Here is a 16,808-nt window from a genome sequence, read left to right as displayed (position 1 = left end):
TCCCTACACGCCCTACATGTCCGTTCTCGCCTGGATCATCGTCACCAGCCTGTTTGGCGGCACGCTCAGCGTACTATTTGCCGCAGCGCTCACGCTAAATACGCGAGCGTCATGGGTGCAGATGCTGATCTCGTACGCGATCGGAGCCCTCCTGGGAGCAGCGTTTCTTAACGCATTACCGGAGGCGCTGGAGCTGTCGAAAAGTCCAGCGCAAATGACGGGCACGGTTCTGTTCGGTATTCTGTTGTTTTTCATTCTCGAAAAGCTTGTGTTGTGGCGTCATTGCCACGTTGAGGAGTGTGAAGCTCATGATGTCTTGCCAGGTCCATCCACGATCCCCGCAATAATAGCCGGCGGCCAGCACGATCACGGGCGTAGCGGGCTGATGATCATGCTGGGCGATACGTTTCACAACTTCGTTGATGGTATCCTTATTGCGGCCGCGTTCATGGTGGATGTCCAGCTCGGGATTGTCACCGCCATTGCCATTATCGCCCATGAAATTCCCCAGGAAGCCGGCGATTTTCTAATTCTGCTCAATTCCGGCTATACTCGCCGGCAGGCGCTTCTCTTCAACCTGTTGTCCAGCGGGGCTACGCTGATTGGCGGCCTGGCAGCTTATTTTATGTTGCAGGACATGAATCACCTCATCCCCTCGCTGCTGGGGCTCGCCGCAGCCAGCATGATCTATGTAGCGATGTCCGATCTGATTCCGGGGTTGCATAAGCGGCCGGAAATAGGCGCCACCATTCAGCAGGTCGCACTCATCACGCTAGGCATCAGCTCCATCTGGCTGGCGGGAAGCCTCTTTAGTCATCATCCCGCATAAGATGGGGAACCGAGCTTCGCCCGGTAGGCCCCTCCAGATGAAAAAGCTGAATCCTGAATTTCATCCGGAACTTCATTTCATCCCGGCTCATTCTTTATGCAATCTTCTAAGCAACCCGCTCCAAAAATAGGATTTGTCTCACTTGGATGCCCCAAAGCCCTGGTGGACTCCGAACAAATTCTCACGCAATTGCGCGCCGAGGGATACGAAACCTCATCCACTTATGAGGATGCCGATCTCGTCGTTGTCAACACCTGCGGTTTCATCGACAGCGCGGTAGAGGAATCACTGGATGCCATCGGTGAGGCGCTGGCTGAAAACGGCAAAGTAATTGTCACCGGTTGCCTCGGCGCAAAAGAAGGTGGCGAGGTGATCAGGCAGGCGCATCCCCAGGTGCTGGCGGTGACCGGGCCGCAGGCGCTGCCGGAAGTTATGGCGGCAGTGCATATGCACTTGCCGCAGCCGCATGATCCTTTCACCAGCCTTGTGCCACCCCAGGGAATACGGCTCACACCCCGACACTATGCATACGTCAAAATCTCCGAAGGCTGCAATCACCGCTGCACCTTCTGCATCATCCCTTCGATGCGTGGTGATTTGGTCAGCCGCCCCATCAATCAGGTGATGCAGGAGGCTGAAAATCTGGTGAACGCCGGCGTGAAGGAGTTGTTGATCATTTCGCAAGACACGAGCGCTTATGGTGTAGACGTAAAATATCGCACGGGATTCTGGCAAGGCAGGCCGCTGAAAACACGCATGACCGAGCTCGTCCGTGCGTTGGGGGAGTTTGGGGTATGGGTGCGTTTACATTATGTTTACCCTTACCCGCATGTAGATGAAGTTATCCCGCTAATGGCCGAAGGTAAAATTCTGCCGTATCTTGATGTACCGTTTCAGCACGCGAGCCCGCGAATTCTCAAAGCCATGAAGCGGCCCGCGAGCTCTGAAAACAATCTGGCTCGAATCAGACGCTGGCGGGAAATATGCCCTGACATCACGGTGCGTAGCACGTTTATTGTCGGTTTTCCGGGCGAGACTGACGCCGATTTTGAGCAACTCCTGGAATTCCTCCAGGAGGCGGAACTGGATCGCGTCGGGTGCTTCGCCTACTCCCCGGTAAGTGGCGCGGCAGCCAATAATTTTCCCGGCGAGGTTCCAGAAGAGATAAAACAGGAGCGTCGAGCACGTTTCATGATCATGCAGGAAAGAATCAGCGCCATGAAACTTGTAAGCAAGATTGGCAAACATACGACCGTGCTGGTGGACGACGTGCATGGCACCCGGGTGATCGCCCGGAGCGCCGCTGATGCCCCCGAAATCGATGGTCTCGTTTACGTCGCGAACGCGAAAAAGGCAAAACCCGGGCAACTCATGGAAGTGGAAATTACCGGCTCTGACGAGCATGATCTACATGCCAGAGCGACGTAACAACAAGACTAGCGGATAGCTGATGCGGTGCGCATCATAAGGGCGATCATAAGGGCGATCATAAGGGCTTGCGTTTAAGCTAGTTTGAAAAGGTCGAATCGACAGATCATCAATGAATTTAACTGAATTTGGGAGTTAAAGTTGAAAAACCTTGGTATCGGGCTGTTCTTTTTCTTTTTCACAGCGGCTGCGGTGGCGAACGACGTTGATAAACGTCAAATCGTTCCACTTTCCGAGCATCAGCGCGACCATATACTTTCGGAAATGAGGGCTCTCCTCGCAGGAACGCGAAACATTCTGGAGGCGCTCTCCCGGGATGAGATGACTACGGTAGCGCGGGAGGCGCGTGCGCTCGGCCTTGGCATGGCAGGTAAAGGCGAAAACCACCTCAGGTCAGTGTTACCAGAGGCGTTCATGCGGCTCGGCATGTCAGTCCACAAGGATTTCGATAACATCTCGCTTGATGCGCAATCAATCAAGGATTCTAGGCATACGCTACGGCAACTCAGCGAGGCTATGAAAAAATGCGATTCATGCCACGCCAGTTACCAGATCCGCATCAATGAGGATGCCGCAGCGGCCGAAACGCCGCCGTTGCAACACCGTCACCACCATTCGCATTAGGATTTCGGCGCACATTGCTCCTTGGCGTTTTATTCGGGGCGTGCAGGCGTTCCCCGGGTGAAGTCAAGCGCGGCCAGCGATAACAACGTTTCGAAGAAGCGATGGATGTGCCAATCAAATTCGGTCCGCAATGGTGGCAGGGGCTCACATTGTATCGCTGTATGAGCGGTGGGGCGAATAGTGGTTCAGTAGTGCTACAGGCAAAAAAAATCAGAGCTGGAACATATCGAAATATATCCCGGCCCTGATTATTCAATTGTTATTATTGTTTCGTTATTGTTATTGTTCTTCCCTGCCCCTGCCCCTGCCCCTGCCACTTCCACTTCCACTTCCACTTCTCGACGATGATATTTATCCCGAATCTCAGGAAAAACTAGGCGGTCTCACACCAGTTTGACCTCATCCAGCCCCTGTTGGCTCAAAGCCCGCCCCGCGCAATGCCAAGCAAAGCCGCGGTTCCCGGCTCCGGTACCGGAGTTGGCAGTATGGGCTCGGTGCCCATAATTTGACTAATCTTGAAACAGTCATATTTCTTGCAGTGACGTTCTTTATACCGTAAAGCCGAGACGCCAGAATTAGGCAGCGGCCGGTGAGCTCAGTATTGAAAAACCCGATATCCCAACGCCTCCCAGGGTTAATTTTTTCATTATTTTTATTTTCCTTGTTATTAACTGAACAATATTTAATTCTATTGTTAGAATAACAATAAGCAAACTTCATGCCTGTGTTTAAATACTCTTAAAAATAGGCACTTGAAGCCACTTTTAGAAAGACTCCTCTACGTTTGTAAAAATTTCCGTCAGTGGAGAGGCTACGACTCTTTTTGCATTATATAAACTGCCTTGGGCCCGGTCGGCGCGCATCTGCCCGTGTTATGGGGTGGTCGGCAGAAGCGTTCCCTTCGCTTATCACCAGCGTCGAATTCCATGCTTGACCTCGAAAGCTCGTATGAGTTCTACTAGCGAAGTTGCCTGACAGTAACCGTTAAACCCACACCAAAATTCATCGTTGATTAAATCATGCTAACTATCCGCTTGTGGTATTCGACTGATGTAGCAATCGCTGAAAACCGCGGTTACCGTAGCCCGAGCGTTGCCTAAGGATAGCGGACGCATGCAGGGGGATCAGGACGGCAAGTTGATGGTATTGCGCCGCGAAGCAGGCCGCGATGGTAAGCCTCGCCTGGTACTTTCGGGACGATGCACGTTGGCTGCCCTCGCAGGGCGCATGCAATCGTTATCTGCCGAACTTGCCGGATATGCCGCCGATCCGGCGCTGGAGTGGGATCTAACCGAAATAACGCAAATAGATGACGCGGGGGCCGTACTGCTGTGGCGCGCATGGGGCGAACGCCGTCCCCCTCTCTTGCTGCTGCGCCCGGAGCAGGAAAGGCTGCTTGGTCGCGTTCAGACGCCGCCCCCGCCGCTGCCGCCTCGCCCCGATTTGCTGTGGCCAGTTACAGTTCTCGGGAAGGGAGCTTTTCTGCTGTGGGAACATGTGACCGGCGTGCTGATTTTGTCCGGCCAGTTGCTGCTGGATTCATTGTATTTGGCCCGGCATCCGGCACGTATTCCATGGCGCGAAATTTCCGCCAATCTATATCGGACCGGGGCGCAGGCACTGGGTATTACTGCACTCGTGGGATTTCTTATCGGCGTTGTGCTGAGTTATCTTTCATCCCGACAATTACAGACCTTCGGCGCAGACATATTCATAATTAATATTCTTGGCGTAGCCATTATTCGCGAACTCGGCCCGATGCTTGCAGCCATACTTGTCGCGGGGCGTTCCGGTTCGTCAATGACCGCTCAACTGGGCGTAATGAGGGTAACAGAGGAACTGGACGCACTGACGGTGATGGGCATCCCCCACAGTCTTCGACTGGTATTGCCGAAAGTGCTGGCACTCGGTATCGCTATGCCTTTGGTAGTGTTATGGACCAGCGCCATTGCCCTGATTGGGGGGATGGTTGTGGCCGAGATTCAACTAGGGCTCGGCCACCAGTTTTTTCTGAGCAAACTCGCAGATGTCGTACCCGTAGCCAATTTATGGCTGGGTTTGGGTAAGGGCGTAGTGTGCGGAATGGTGATCGCGCTTATTTCCTGTCATTTCGGGCTGAGAATCAAGTCGAACACAGAGAGCCTGGGGGAAGGCACGACTAACTCTGTCGTAACCTCGATTACCGTCGTCATTGTCATCGACGCTATTTTTGCCGTCGTTTTTTCCAATGTCGGATTAAGGTAAGCATGGCCGCGGAAGAGTGCATTGTAGAAGTCAAGGGATTACATACCCGTTTCGGCAGCCATGTCGTACATGAAGACGTCAATCTGTGTGTGCGTCACGGGGAAGTACTGGGGCTGGTAGGCGGCTCGGGTAGCGGCAAAACAGTGTTGATGCGGCAAATGCTCGGCCTGGACGCTCCGGTAGCGGGAGAGGTTCGGATTTGCGGCCTTCCCTTGCGCAGCCACAACCCTAAAGAGTTGCAGGAGATTCGCACCCGCTGCGGGGTGTTGTTTCAAAAAGGCGCGTTGTTCAGCGCGCTGTCGGTATATGACAACATCGCCCTGCCAATGCGTGAGCTACGTACATTGGATGAGGACCTGATACGTCATTTGGTGATGATCAAGCTCAAAATGGTGGAAATCGAATCAAAGCACGTAAACAAAATGCCCGCTGAGCTTTCGGGAGGAATGATCAAACGCATCGCCCTGGCACGCGCGATGGCGTTGGACCCCGAACTTCTGTTTCTGGACGAACCCACCGCTGGGCTTGATCCCGAGCTCAGCGATGCGTTCGTTAAGCTGATCCAGACAATTCGTCGCGAAACAACGCTAACCATTGTCATGGCAACGCATGACCTGGATACGCTGGTGGCTTTGGCGGACCGTATAGCGGTGTTGGCCGATCAGCATATTGTGGCGCTAGGCTCCTTGAGGGAAGTGATAAAAAAAAACCATCCCTTTATCACAAACTTTTTCCTCGGCGAGCGCGGCAACCGGATATTGGGAAAAAATGTCGATACTTTATAGGGGATAATTATGGAAAACCGGGCCCATGCCCTTGCCGCGGGTTTATTCGTAATTTTTCTGGCCGCAGCCGCAGCGGTCGCGGCCATGTGGTTTACCGGCGGCACCGCAGCCCGCGACAAATACCTGCTGGTGTCGGATTCTCCCGTTACCGGGCTTAATCCCCAGGCCATGGTGCGTTACCGTGGCGTGAGCGTGGGCAAAGTAGAGAATATCCAGCTGGATCCCAAGGATTCCCACACGATTCTCATCCGGATAGCTGTTGACCGCAGCTTGCCGTTGACTAAAAATGCTTATGCGCAGCTGGGTTACCAGGGATTGACAGGGCTTGCGTTTGTGCAATTGAACGACGAAGGGGGAGAAGCCGAAAGATTGCAAACCGACTCGGACGACCCCGCCCGTATCCCCTTGCGCCCGTCCGCGCTTGATAGCATCACCAATTCGGGGCAGCGGTTGCTAGGAAATGCCAATGTGCTGATAGAGCGATTGAATCTTCTTCTTGACGACCAGAACCGGGAACGATTCGCACACATACTGGAGAATACGGAAGGCGTCACCAGCCGTTTACGCGGCGTTGTAGGTCAACTGGAGCCCGGACTCAAAAGGCTACCTGGCCTGGCTGCGGATGCGAGTTCCCTCCTCAGGCATACCGACCAGCTAATAGTCGACCTTAACCAGATGACGACCCGGATAAACCAGGGAGGGGCAGTCGACAGCCTGTCGCAGACCGCTGGCGAACTCACCGAGACAATGCAGAAATTACGCGAGGTCACCGAGGGTATTGCGCGCAATTCCAGGAGCGTGGACCGGGTCCTTCTGCAACTGGAAGAGCAGCCCCGGAGCCTGCTGTTTGGAAGATCTCCGCCACCACCCGGGCCCGGAGAAGACGGATTTGTGCCACCGGGAAATAAATAAAATGAAAAAATTTCTGATTGTTGCATCCATTACGTTGATGGGATGTGCCGGACCGCGGACCGTGGCGCCAGTAGCCATATATGATTTCGGGTCGCAACGCTTATCGGTTGGGGTTAATAGCGCCGATACGCCTGAGCGTTTACGACTTCCGGCCAGCCTGCTGGTGGCGGAAGTCACGGCTCCGGCCTGGCTGGACAATACCGCCATCCAGTACCGCCTGGGATATGACGACCTTGCGCAGTCCCATGCCTACGCCAGTCACCGCTGGGCTGCCTCGCCCGCGACCCTGCTGACGCAACGGATCAGAAACCTCCTTGCCATCATCAGCGACGGTGGAGTCTTAAGCACCGCTGATGGCGCTCGAACAGATCACATTCTGCGTATCGAGCTTGGAGAATTCACCCAGGTATTCGACACCCCTGATCAAAGCCGCGTTGTGGTGAGATTTCGCGCCAGCCTTATCGATCGCGCGACCCGTTCGGTAATCGCGCAACATAGTTTCAGCGGCGAGCAACCCGCGCCTTCTCCAAATGCAAAAGGAGCTGTACGCAGCTTGACAGATTCGAGCGACAAATTGATTGCAGAGCTGATCGACTGGCTCGCCGAGGAAATAAAGGAAAAAGACGGACCCGGATAATGGTCAGCGGTGAGCTTCGGCATTACTCAACCATAATTAACGTCTGGCGACTACTTCGCAACAGCATGGGAACGCCAGGAGAAATGCCAGGCCCGCCTGCCGCTCTTGCCTAAATGATCCCGGAAAACCGCATGTTGTGCTCGAAATACAAACAGTTCGCTCAATTGCCGGCTACTTCACGGTTCCAAACACTTTCTGCAACAGTTTGTTGCCTTGGCCCATGGGATCACCGCGAATGGCGCGTTCTTCCTCTGCCATTATAAGAAAGATGCCATCAAGTGTTTTTTGGGTTACGTAGTTTTCAATGTTGGCATGTTTTTCCGGTACCAGACCAAATTTTGCGCCCTTGCCTGCAAATTCATTATATCTCTTGAGCAAACCGACTTGATCCGTGGCATTTTTCACGATCGGTAAAAATTTTTGGGATAGTGCCTCGCCGGAGGTATTGCGAAAATACTGCGTCGCGGAATCATCCCCGCCTGTAAGAATGTCTTCGGCATTATCCAATGACATATTCTGCATGGCGTCCAGCAGGATGGGTTTTGCTTCAGCCGTGGCCGTTTCCGCGGCTCGGTTCATCGCCAGGATCAAATTATCCGCGTGCTTGCTTATGCCCAAGCTGCGCATCAATCCTTCTGCCTTCTGCAGCGATCCGGGAAGCGTGATTTTTACCTTGGGATTATCGAGAAACCCATTCGTTACGCCCAGCCTGTCCACAGCTGCGTCAACACTTTGAGCAAGTGCCAGTGTTAAAGCGCCGGTCGTATCTTCAGGCGTAAGAGTATCGGTTTCCGCCGCAAACGCGGCGAATGAAGCCCAAAACCAGACAATAAAAACAGTAATGGTACGCATGAAGGCACTTCCCCTTTTAGTTATTACTAAATAGCGTAAAGATCCTCCGCGTTTCCGCTATGGCCATTTCATTCAGCGGCTATCTGATCCCCGCCTCATGCGCTTGCTGATCGGCATGGTAGCTGGAACGCACCATTGGCCCACAGGCGGCGTTGCTGAAACCCATCTCGACCGCCGCACGTTCGAACTCCTTAAATGCTTCCGGCGTTACATAACGCATGACCGGCAAATGCCCGTTGCTAGGTTGAAGATACTGCCCGATGGTGAGCATTTCGACATCATTTTTGCGCAGATCGAACATCACTTCGAGAATTTCCTCATCGGTTTCGCCTAAACCCAGCATTAAGCCTGATTTGGTCGGAATATCCGGAAAATGCGACTTGAAGTCTTTCAGCAACCGGAGCGAATGTGCATAATCAGCCCCCGGCCGGCATTGCCTGTAAAGCCGCGGGACGGTTTCCAGATTATGGTTCAGCACATCCGGCGGACCTGCAAATAATTTCTCCAACGCAATTTCGAGTCTGCCTCGAAAATCCGGCACCAGAATTTCTATTTTTGTTTTTGGGGAATGAGCCCGGACTTCGCGAATGCAATCCACGAAATGCTGGGCGCCGCCATCGCGGAGATCGTCGCGGTCAACGCTGGTGATGACGACATATTTTAATTTCATGGCAGCAATGGATTGCGCCAGATGCAGAGGCTCGTGAGCATCCGGCGCCGACGGCCGGCCGTGTGCCACATCGCAAAACGGGCATCTTCGGGTGCAGAGGTCGCCCAGAATCATAAAAGTGGCGGTGCCTTTGCCAAAGCACTCGCCTATGTTTGGACAGGACGCTTCTTCGCAGACCGTGTGAAGTTTCTGTTCCCGGAGTATCCTTTTGACTTCATAAAACTCCTGGCTGTTCGATGAGCGGACCCTGATCCATGAGGGTTTACGCAGTACTTCTGCTGGTGACTGCGGCACAATTTTTACTGGGTTACGCGCGGTTTTAGCCGCGCCTTTCTCGCGTGTGGGGGTTGTCATGAAAAGTGCGTCTTATTCTCAAACTGATTGAAATGTGAAATCATAAACTCATAATTAGTCGGGAATCTGCTGCGTCGTATAACAATAACCGATAGATCCTGTTTGTTGAAACCAGAAACGGCTGCACTCACGCCATGGTCCCATATAGGACATTTTCCCAAAATTCCGAAAAACTTCGATTATCCGATACCGCCTAGCCTTCCCTTTAATTTTGTGGCAAGCCGCCAACCTAGCACCTCAAGCCCATCGGTGATTCCCAGGTCCCTCGTTTGTGTCACCCGCAGTCCGGAATATCCGCACGGGTTGATTGACGTAAACGGAAACAAATCCATGTTTACGTTCAGCGCCAGGCCATGGTAGCAACAACCATTTTTGATTTTCAGCCCCAGGGACGCAATCTTTGCGCCATCCACATACACGCCGGGGGCATCGGCTGAGCCTGACGCGCGGATGCTGTAGTCCTGGAGCAAGTCTATCACGGCACCTTCCATTTTTCTGACCAGCTCGCGTACTCCAAGTTTGAGCCGGCGAAGATCCAGCATCAGATAAGCAACAATCTGCCCGGGACCATGATAAGTAATTTGACCGCCTCGATCTGTCCGGACCACGAGAATGCCATTATTGTGCAACAGGTGTTCGGATCTGCCCGCGATGCCTTGAGTGTAAACTGGCGGATGCTGCAATAGCCAGATTTCATCCGCAGTGCCAGCACTGCGGGCTGCTGTAAACTCTTTCATCGCTTGCCAGGCGGAAAGATAATCCAGTACTCCGCCAGATCTTATTCTAATGTTTGAGCCATCGGTTTCCGGTTCAAGGCACAAGACTTCCGTCATCGAAAGAACGTCAGGAATTTCCCGTTCTCCTCAAAGTACCATTACCACCATCGGATGGTCGCACAACTCCTGGTATAGCGCATCCAATTGCGCGCGGGACACGGCGCGAATAGTACAGGTAAGGCTCAGATAAGTATTTTTCCTGCTGATCCTGGCCTCCAGGCTCGTCTCATCGAAGTCAGGCGCATGACGTTTGACAATCGTCAGTACTGCCTGAGTGAATTCCTGCCGACGCTGCTCCAGAACCCCGGCGCTCACCTCTTCCGGTTCGGTCACGGCAGAAAAAGTCGTATCATCGGCATCCAGCGGTCCGTCTGGCGGCGTCGTCGGCAGCTTATACGATGCAGAACCCGGCGCAGCGCCGACCCGTCCCATTATTTTTATGGGAAAGTCGCAGGGATATTCGATTAAGGAAACGTCATCGTAAGAATTCATGGCGTATGCACAGCGCCTCTACGCATTACCTTGTCTTTATAATCCTGGTAAAGCCGGTAAAAGAGCGCGAACATTGTTCCCGGCACGCCGCCCCCAACCTGGCGGCCATCGAGGCGTGTAATTGGCATCACCTCCTTAGTGGAGGAAGTAAGCAACAGTTCATCGGCAGCGCGCACCTCCTGCTCGGAAATCGCCCTGACTTCATGCGGGATCCCATGCTCTTCGGCCAGTTCGAGCACTACGTCATAGGTAATACCCGGCAACATCAAATTGTTTTTTGGAGGGGCCAATAAAAGCCCTTTTTTTACCACAAAAATATTGCTGGCAGATCCCTCGGTCATGAAACCGTCACGGATCAGCACCGTTTCAAGCGCTCCCGCATCAATGGCCATCTGGCGTAGCAATACGTTCGGCAATAGTGAAATACCCTTTATGTCGCAGCGTAACCAACGGTTGTCAACGGCCGTGATTGCGGTGGCTCCCGTCGCAAGCAACTCGGCCGGGGGGGGCAACAAGGGGTTGCTCATGATGAATACAGTCGGGGCCACGCCTTTTGGAAAGGCATGGTCGCGCCTCGCTACCCCACGGGTAACATGCAGGTAAAGATACTGGTCGTCGCTGCTGTTACGCGCAATAATTTGTTCCAGCAACTCGCTCCACTCGCTGTTCGTATGGGGATTTTCCAGACGAATTCCGTCAAGGCTGTGCTGCAAGCGGCGCAGATGTTCAGGCAGCCGAAAAGGCGTGCGGGAATACGCGGGTATGACTTCATATACCCCATCGCCAAAAATGAAGCCTCTGTCCAGTACCGAAATGCGTGCTTCCTCAATCGGCATGAAGGTACCGTTAAGATAAATCATCATAAACCTTGCCAGTAAATTTGTAGCGGACCGCGTGCATGTAAATCCACATTAATTAAAAATCAGCCGCACGCTATCCCAGGCGCGGCCAAAAAAATTCCCGGCACTTACGGTTTCCAGCGCCACCAACGGGTGCTCGGCCACGGTCTTGCCCTTCAGCGTAAACTTCACTACGCCGACTTTCTGGCCGGCGTTGATGGGGGCTAAAAGGGGCTGTTTATACTCCATCTTGGCTTCCAGCTTATCAGCCTGATTTCTTGGGAGCGAAAAGTAAATATCCTGACCGAATCCGGTCTTGAGCTTGTCCTGAGCGCCCTTCCACAACTGGATTGCAATCACTTCGTGTTCCTTAGGGTAGAGGCGGACGGTGTCGTAAAACTGAAAACCGTGATTCAGCAGTCGTTGGCTTTCAACGGTGCGCGCGCTATCGGATGCAGTCCCGATTACAACAGAAATTAGCCGCCGCTCGCCCCGCTTGGCGGATGTAATCAGGCAATAGCCCGCAGCTTCGGTATGCCCGGTCTTGAGCCCATCCACGTTCGGGTCGAGCCACAGCAAACGATTACGGTTCGGCTGAGTAATCTTGTTGTATGTATACTCGCGTAGAGAATAAAGCGGATAGTATTCCGGAAAATCCCGGATGACCGCTGTCGCAAGCAAGGCGAGATCATGCGCAGTACTGTAGTGCTCGGGGTGCGGCAACCCGGTTGAATTGGCGAAACGGGTGTTCTTCATGCCCATGCGGGCCGCTTCTCTATTCATTATCTGGACGAAGGCGCTCTCCGTGCCTGCTACCGTCTCTGCCAGAGCGATGGATGCATCGTTACCGGACTGCACGATCATACCGCGGATTAATTCATCAACTGTTACCACCCTGCTCGGCTCAATAAACATGCGGGAGCCTTGCGTGCGCCAGGCCCGCTCCGACACCGGGACAGCCTGAGTCAGGGAAATGCGTTTTTGGTAGAGCGCAGAGAAAGCGATATACGCTGTCATCAGCTTGGTAAGCGATGCGGGTTCTATGCGTTCGTGCAGGTTCTGACTGGCCAAGGTCTGGCCACTCTGAAAATCCCTAAGGATGTAAGACCTGGCAGCCAAGGACAAAGCTTCGTCCGGCCTGGAAAATCTGGACTCCTGGGCAGCTGCGGGTAACACGAACAAACACAGCCATAACGAGATTAACGGAAGTGAGCGTTTCATTGGAAGCTGTTAAAAAAAACAATTATATCGCAGCCAAGCGGAACAAATTGAGGAACCTCTGGATAAGCCTATGGATATTATCAGCAGAGGCGCGAAAGGAGGCCGTCAGAAAAGAATGCTCTCCCAAAACTATCGAACGAAAGCATACGAGTGCCCAAGCCCCTCAGCTTTCGAGCTCGCTGCGAAATCTGCGCTATCTCTTGCCACCGCGTACGATCAGTGTTGAAGGCTCGGGGCCTGTGACCGTCCCGGCGCCACGGTACGGCAGAATGCCGTCGCTACTTTCGACGACAGATGCTGAAGCCGTCATTCCAGCCGAGCCGATACTGCGTGTCGGCAGAAATCCGGCGCGCGTCCTTCGCACCGTATGCAGATTTTTTTGCCGTCTCGCAACCATCGATATAGCCATCCTTGAATGCGGGTGAATAACCGGTAAGATTATAGACAGGCCGCGCACTGGGGGGCGGCGGTCCGGCCGGGCGCTCGCTCTGCCCGGTTGACCCTGGCCCTGTGGACGCGCAACCGGCCAACGCCGCAATCAGTAAGACTGCTGAGATTGAACGCATCATTTTTCTCCTCTACCTCCTCAAACTGATGCGGTTTCTCAAACGTATCGGTTTATGACAGAGCTGTTCCGGGAGAATTCCCTGGTTTTTTTTCAGCGAACCTCAGCCTCTAAAAAATATTCCACGAGCATCCTAGGGGATATCACGTGGTTAGCGCCTGCGTCCGCCGAAAATACTGCCTAACACACCGCGAAAAATCTCCCGGCCGACCTGGGAACCGATAGAGCGCGCAGCGCTCCTTGCCATTGAATCCAGGACGCCGGGCTGCCGCCCGCCGCGCGGGCCGGTTTGGGTTAAAAGCATATCGCCGAGTACGTCCATCATGCCACCTCCGCCGCTCGCCTGCTCAGTTTGCCCAGTCCTGCCCGGCAGTGGCACCGGCTCGCTCCCGGCGTTTGCTTCAGCTGTGCGGCGTTTAATTATTTCATAAGCCGACTCACGGTCCAAGATCTGTTCGTAATGACCGAAAAGAACCGACGATTCGATAATTGTCCGACGTTCCGCTTCTGTTATTGGACCAATTCTGGATGCGGGCGGCAGAATGAAGGCGCGCTCAACCATGGATGGACGCCCTTTCTCATCCAGCAGGGATACCAGCGCTTCGCCGACGGAAAGCTCCATGATTGCTTTTTCCGTATTTAAACCAGGATTCGCATGCATGGTCTGGGCTGCCGCCCGGACCGCTTTCTGATCGCGCGGTGTGAACGCCCGCAATGCATGCTGCACGCGGTTACCGAGCTGACCCAGCACATTCTCCGGGATATCCAGGGGGTTCTGCGTAACAAAATAAATGCCGACTCCCTTGGAGCGTATCAATCTCACTACCTGTTCTATTTTCTCCAGCAGCGGTTTTGGCGCTTCATTGAATAGCAGATGGGCTTCGTCAAAGAAGAATACCAGCTTTGGCTTTTCGGGGTCGCCAACTTCAGGAAGATGCTCGAACAGCTCCGACAATATCCACAGCAGAAATGTCGAATAGAGCTTGGGTGAGTTCATCAGCTTGTCGGCCGCGAGGATATTGATCATGCCGCAGCCTCTGCTATCGGTCTGCATCAGGTCGTGGATATCCAGCATCGTCTCGCCGAAAAAACTCCTGCTCCCCTGTTGTTCGATTTCAAGCAAGGCGCGCTGAATCGCGCCTATAGAGGCCGCTGAAACGTTCCCATACTCGACAGTGAAATTCTTTGCGTTGTCGCCCACAAACTGCAACATGGCCCGCAGGTCCTTGGAATCGAGCAGCAACAGACCGTTGTCGTCCGCGATCTTGAACACCAGCGATAATACGCCCTGCTGGGTATCGTTTAGATTGAACATCCGCCCGAGCAACAGGGGGCCCATGTCGGATGTTGTGGCGCGGACCGGATGTCCGGCGGTCCCGAAGATATCCCAAAACGTAACCGGAGAGGCTGACCATTGCGGTTCCTCAAGTCCGCGTTGCGCGAGCCGCCCCATCAAACCCGGCGCCGCCGTGCCCGCAACGGAAAGCCCGGACAAATCACCCTTCACGTCAGCCATGAACACCGGCACGCCGATAGAGGAGAATCGCTCGGCCAGAACCTGTAGCGTGACGGTCTTGCCAGTACCGGTTGCGCCGGTAATCAAGCCATGACGATTGGCGAAATGGGGTAACAGGCCAACTGCTTGGCTGGAATGAGCGATCACTAAAGGATGCGGCATAAGGTCAGCGGAGGTTGAGATTTAAAATACTGAACAGTGTATCAAAACCCAACCGGGGTTGCTCACCCTGCCCAACCCGCGATTTCCAACAGCAACAGCAGCACAAGCCATAACACCAGCGTCCGCCAGAACAGTCCAACAGCGCTTTGCAAAAAGTCTACGTCAGCCTCGTCGCCAACGCCTAATTCAGGACGATAGTGGCTACCGCCGGCCTCCCCTAGGGATTCTCCCAGACAGATCCCCAGCGCCCCGGCGCCACTGGCAAGAACGATTCCCTGATTTCGGTCCACCCAGGACGCGGCCTGCGCACGCCAGCAGTAAACGGCATCTTCAAAATTGCCTGCAATGGCAAAGCTCATGGCGGTCGCCCTTGCCGGAAGCCAGTCTATGACTTCAAAAGCTTTTAACGCAAACCGGCCAAACGCATCCGGGCGACTACCCCAACGTTCGTTCAATAATTCGGCCAGGCGATAAAGAACCGGGCCCAGCGGCCCGGGCAAGAGGGCAAAACAGATGATAATCGCAAAAACGTAGCGATGAGAATTAATCAGGCCCAGTTCAATTGTCAGGCGTGCAACTTCCTGACTGCTGAGTTCTTCCGCGGGAACTCCGTAGAACTTCGTCAGCAGTTCACGGGCGAGAGGCAGATCTCCATTTTTGAGCGCGGTATAGATTTCGTTGAACGAATAGGTAAGCTGACGGGAACTCATGGTGAGATAGAGCGTGACGACATTCCACGCCCATGCCAGCAGCGGGTTTACACTATAGAGTAGATAGTAGATCCACAGCGTGAGTACGAGTACGGGGACTACGGCAGCAAACCAGGCGGCGATATCATGGCGCCGCACACCCGTGTTGAAATAACGCTCCAGGGAATCAGCGTAGGAAAGAAACGCCGGAACCAAACGATTGTGATCGTTAATAGGGCGCCAGTGCTCCAGCAGGAAAGCGAAGATTAATGAAAAGAAGGTCATTGCGGAAAACCCAAGTCTGTATTAACCCGCGATAATATTCGCGGATAGTTAGCGCAATACCGATTTGAGCAACTTGCCCATCTCGGCCGGGTTGCGAGTTACCTTGATTCCACACTCCTCCATCACTGCCAACTTCTCCTGCGCGGTACCCTTTCCGCCGGAAATGACCGCTCCAGCGTGCCCCATGCGCCTGCCCGGCGGCGCCGTCAGACCCGCAATAAATCCCACCACCGGCTTCCGCATATGGTTCCGGACCCAGCGGGCGCAGTCCTCCTCATCTGAGCCGCCGATTTCGCCCACCATCAATACCGCCTCGGTCTCGGCGTCGTCGTTGAACAACTTCATCACATCAAGGTGCTTCAACCCATTCACCGGGTCGCCACCGATGCCGATACAGGTGGATTGCCCCAATCCCTGCTCCATCAACTGCGCCACCGCTTCGTAGGTGAGCGTACCCGAGCGGGACACGACGCCGACGCCCCCTTTTTTATGTATATAGCCGGGCATAATGCCTATCTTGATTTCATCGGGCGTGATAATGCCTGGACAATTGGGCCCGATTAACCGCGTTTTCCGACCTTCCATTTTGGCACAGGTACGCACCATATCGCGAACCGGAATACCCTCCGTAATACAGATGACCAGATCCAGTTCCGCTTCGACCGCCTCATCGATCGCCTCAGCCGCAAACGGCGGCGGTACATAGATCACCGAAACGGTCGCGCCTGTGGCCTCTTTCGCCTCCCCGACGGTAGCAAAAATCGGCACACCTTCGAAATCCTCGCCTCCTTTCTTGGGGTTCACGCCCGCAACGAAGCAATTTTTTCCGAAAGCATAATCACGGCACATGCGCGTATGAAACTGCCCAGTCTTCCCAGTAATGCCTTGCGTCATGACCCGGCTATTCCTGTCTATAAGAATAGCCATT

General features: G+C 53.9%; 17 protein-coding genes. 7 read left to right on the top strand and 10 right to left on the bottom strand.

Annotation, left to right across the window (positions count from 1 at the left end; translation table 11 throughout):
* The first annotated feature begins 16 nt into the window (after positions 1-16).
* From C8R31_RS01460 to C8R31_RS01430, 7 genes are all read left to right on the top strand, one after another.
* On the top strand, positions 17-829 hold the full coding sequence (locus C8R31_RS01460; RefSeq protein WP_107692304.1) for a ZIP family metal transporter: 813 nt from the start codon (positions 17-19) through the stop codon (positions 827-829).
* Between the two features lie 96 nt (positions 830-925).
* The gene (gene rimO / locus C8R31_RS01455; protein ID WP_107692303.1) at positions 926-2,257 is read left to right on the top strand and encodes a 30S ribosomal protein S12 methylthiotransferase RimO; all 1,332 of its coding nucleotides are present in this window, start codon (positions 926-928) and stop codon (positions 2,255-2,257) included.
* A gap of 141 nt (positions 2,258-2,398) precedes the next feature.
* Positions 2,399-2,881 carry a hypothetical protein gene (locus tag C8R31_RS01450; RefSeq protein WP_107692302.1) on the top strand — a complete coding sequence of 161 codons (483 nt, stop codon included), beginning with the start codon at positions 2,399-2,401 and terminating at the stop codon, positions 2,879-2,881.
* 1,113 nt (positions 2,882-3,994) lie between these two features.
* A complete protein-coding gene (locus tag C8R31_RS01445) occupies positions 3,995-5,125 on the top strand; it encodes an ABC transporter permease (protein WP_258192481.1) in 1,131 nt (376 codons plus the stop codon).
* A gap of 2 nt (positions 5,126-5,127) precedes the next feature.
* Entirely contained in the window at positions 5,128-5,910 is a 783-nt protein-coding gene (locus tag C8R31_RS01440; RefSeq protein ID WP_107692301.1) for an ABC transporter ATP-binding protein, read from the top strand.
* A gap of 9 nt (positions 5,911-5,919) precedes the next feature.
* On the top strand, positions 5,920-6,822 hold the full coding sequence (locus C8R31_RS01435) for an MlaD family protein (protein ID WP_107692300.1): 903 nt from the start codon (positions 5,920-5,922) through the stop codon (positions 6,820-6,822).
* 1 nt (position 6,823) lies between these two features.
* Complete coding sequence (locus C8R31_RS01430) at positions 6,824-7,459, top strand: ABC-type transport auxiliary lipoprotein family protein (RefSeq protein WP_107692299.1); 636 nt, start codon at positions 6,824-6,826, stop codon at positions 7,457-7,459.
* Between the two features lie 171 nt (positions 7,460-7,630).
* Here the strand turns inward: C8R31_RS01430 and C8R31_RS01425 are convergent, their stop codons facing one another.
* From C8R31_RS01425 to sucD, 10 genes are all read right to left on the bottom strand, one after another.
* The gene (locus C8R31_RS01425) at positions 7,631-8,311 is read right to left on the bottom strand and encodes a DUF4197 domain-containing protein (RefSeq protein WP_107692298.1); all 681 of its coding nucleotides are present in this window, start codon (positions 8,309-8,311) and stop codon (positions 7,631-7,633) included.
* A 79-nt stretch (positions 8,312-8,390) separates the two neighbouring features.
* Entirely contained in the window at positions 8,391-9,335 is a 945-nt protein-coding gene (gene lipA, locus C8R31_RS01420) for a lipoyl synthase (protein WP_107692297.1), read from the bottom strand.
* A 179-nt stretch (positions 9,336-9,514) separates the two neighbouring features.
* Complete coding sequence (lipB, locus tag C8R31_RS01415) at positions 9,515-10,168, bottom strand: lipoyl(octanoyl) transferase LipB (RefSeq protein ID WP_107692296.1); 654 nt, start codon at positions 10,166-10,168, stop codon at positions 9,515-9,517.
* A gap of 30 nt (positions 10,169-10,198) precedes the next feature.
* On the bottom strand, positions 10,199-10,444 hold the full coding sequence (locus tag C8R31_RS16690; protein WP_375136108.1) for a YbeD family protein: 246 nt from the start codon (positions 10,442-10,444) through the stop codon (positions 10,199-10,201).
* Between the two features lie 155 nt (positions 10,445-10,599).
* Positions 10,600-11,463 (bottom strand): D-amino acid aminotransferase, encoded by an 864-nt coding sequence (locus C8R31_RS01405; protein WP_107692787.1) that lies wholly within the window; start codon positions 11,461-11,463, stop codon positions 10,600-10,602.
* A 51-nt stretch (positions 11,464-11,514) separates the two neighbouring features.
* Positions 11,515-12,663: a D-alanyl-D-alanine carboxypeptidase family protein gene (locus tag C8R31_RS01400; protein ID WP_107692294.1), complete on the bottom strand. Its 1,149-nt coding sequence runs from the start codon at positions 12,661-12,663 to the stop codon at positions 11,515-11,517.
* 278 nt (positions 12,664-12,941) lie between these two features.
* Positions 12,942-13,232 (bottom strand): hypothetical protein, encoded by a 291-nt coding sequence (locus C8R31_RS01395; protein WP_107692293.1) that lies wholly within the window; start codon positions 13,230-13,232, stop codon positions 12,942-12,944.
* 147 nt (positions 13,233-13,379) lie between these two features.
* Positions 13,380-14,906 carry a helicase HerA-like C-terminal domain-containing protein gene (locus tag C8R31_RS01390; RefSeq protein ID WP_107692292.1) on the bottom strand — a complete coding sequence of 509 codons (1,527 nt, stop codon included), beginning with the start codon at positions 14,904-14,906 and terminating at the stop codon, positions 13,380-13,382.
* A 62-nt stretch (positions 14,907-14,968) separates the two neighbouring features.
* Positions 14,969-15,880 carry a CobD/CbiB family protein gene (locus C8R31_RS01385; RefSeq protein WP_107692291.1) on the bottom strand — a complete coding sequence of 304 codons (912 nt, stop codon included), beginning with the start codon at positions 15,878-15,880 and terminating at the stop codon, positions 14,969-14,971.
* A gap of 48 nt (positions 15,881-15,928) precedes the next feature.
* On the bottom strand, positions 15,929-16,807 hold the full coding sequence (gene sucD / locus C8R31_RS01380; RefSeq protein ID WP_107692290.1) for a succinate--CoA ligase subunit alpha: 879 nt from the start codon (positions 16,805-16,807) through the stop codon (positions 15,929-15,931).
* Position 16,808: the final 1 nt, after the last annotated feature.

The sequence above is a fragment of the Nitrosospira sp. Nsp2 genome, assembly GCF_003050965.1.
Taxonomy (GTDB): Bacteria; Pseudomonadota; Gammaproteobacteria; order Burkholderiales; family Nitrosomonadaceae; genus Nitrosospira.
This window is presented reverse-complemented; position numbering and strand designations above follow the sequence as displayed.

What these genes read in the sequence shown, in the direction of transcription:
- C8R31_RS01460 (WP_107692304.1), top strand. Translation starts at nt 17, where the DNA reads ATGTCCGTTCTCGCCTGGATCATCGTCACCAGCCTGTTTGGCGGCACG.
- rimO (WP_107692303.1), top strand. Translation starts at nt 926, where the DNA reads ATGCAATCTTCTAAGCAACCCGCTCCAAAAATAGGATTTGTCTCACTT.
- C8R31_RS01445 (WP_258192481.1), top strand. Translation starts at nt 3,995, where the DNA reads ATGCAGGGGGATCAGGACGGCAAGTTGATGGTATTGCGCCGCGAAGCA.
- C8R31_RS01440 (WP_107692301.1), top strand. Translation starts at nt 5,128, where the DNA reads ATGGCCGCGGAAGAGTGCATTGTAGAAGTCAAGGGATTACATACCCGT.
- C8R31_RS01435 (WP_107692300.1), top strand. Translation starts at nt 5,920, where the DNA reads ATGGAAAACCGGGCCCATGCCCTTGCCGCGGGTTTATTCGTAATTTTT.
- C8R31_RS01430 (WP_107692299.1), top strand. Translation starts at nt 6,824, where the DNA reads ATGAAAAAATTTCTGATTGTTGCATCCATTACGTTGATGGGATGTGCC.
- C8R31_RS01425 (WP_107692298.1), bottom strand. Translation starts at nt 8,311, where the DNA reads ATGCGTACCATTACTGTTTTTATTGTCTGGTTTTGGGCTTCATTCGCC.
- lipA (WP_107692297.1), bottom strand. Translation starts at nt 9,335, where the DNA reads ATGACAACCCCCACACGCGAGAAAGGCGCGGCTAAAACCGCGCGTAAC.
- lipB (WP_107692296.1), bottom strand. Translation starts at nt 10,168, where the DNA reads ATGACGGAAGTCTTGTGCCTTGAACCGGAAACCGATGGCTCAAACATT.
- C8R31_RS01405 (WP_107692787.1), bottom strand. Translation starts at nt 11,463, where the DNA reads ATGATTTATCTTAACGGTACCTTCATGCCGATTGAGGAAGCACGCATT.
- C8R31_RS01400 (WP_107692294.1), bottom strand. Translation starts at nt 12,663, where the DNA reads ATGAAACGCTCACTTCCGTTAATCTCGTTATGGCTGTGTTTGTTCGTG.
- C8R31_RS01395 (WP_107692293.1), bottom strand. Translation starts at nt 13,232, where the DNA reads ATGATGCGTTCAATCTCAGCAGTCTTACTGATTGCGGCGTTGGCCGGT.
- C8R31_RS01390 (WP_107692292.1), bottom strand. Translation starts at nt 14,906, where the DNA reads ATGCCGCATCCTTTAGTGATCGCTCATTCCAGCCAAGCAGTTGGCCTG.
- C8R31_RS01385 (WP_107692291.1), bottom strand. Translation starts at nt 15,880, where the DNA reads ATGACCTTCTTTTCATTAATCTTCGCTTTCCTGCTGGAGCACTGGCGC.
- sucD (WP_107692290.1), bottom strand. Translation starts at nt 16,807, where the DNA reads ATGGCTATTCTTATAGACAGGAATAGCCGGGTCATGACGCAAGGCATT.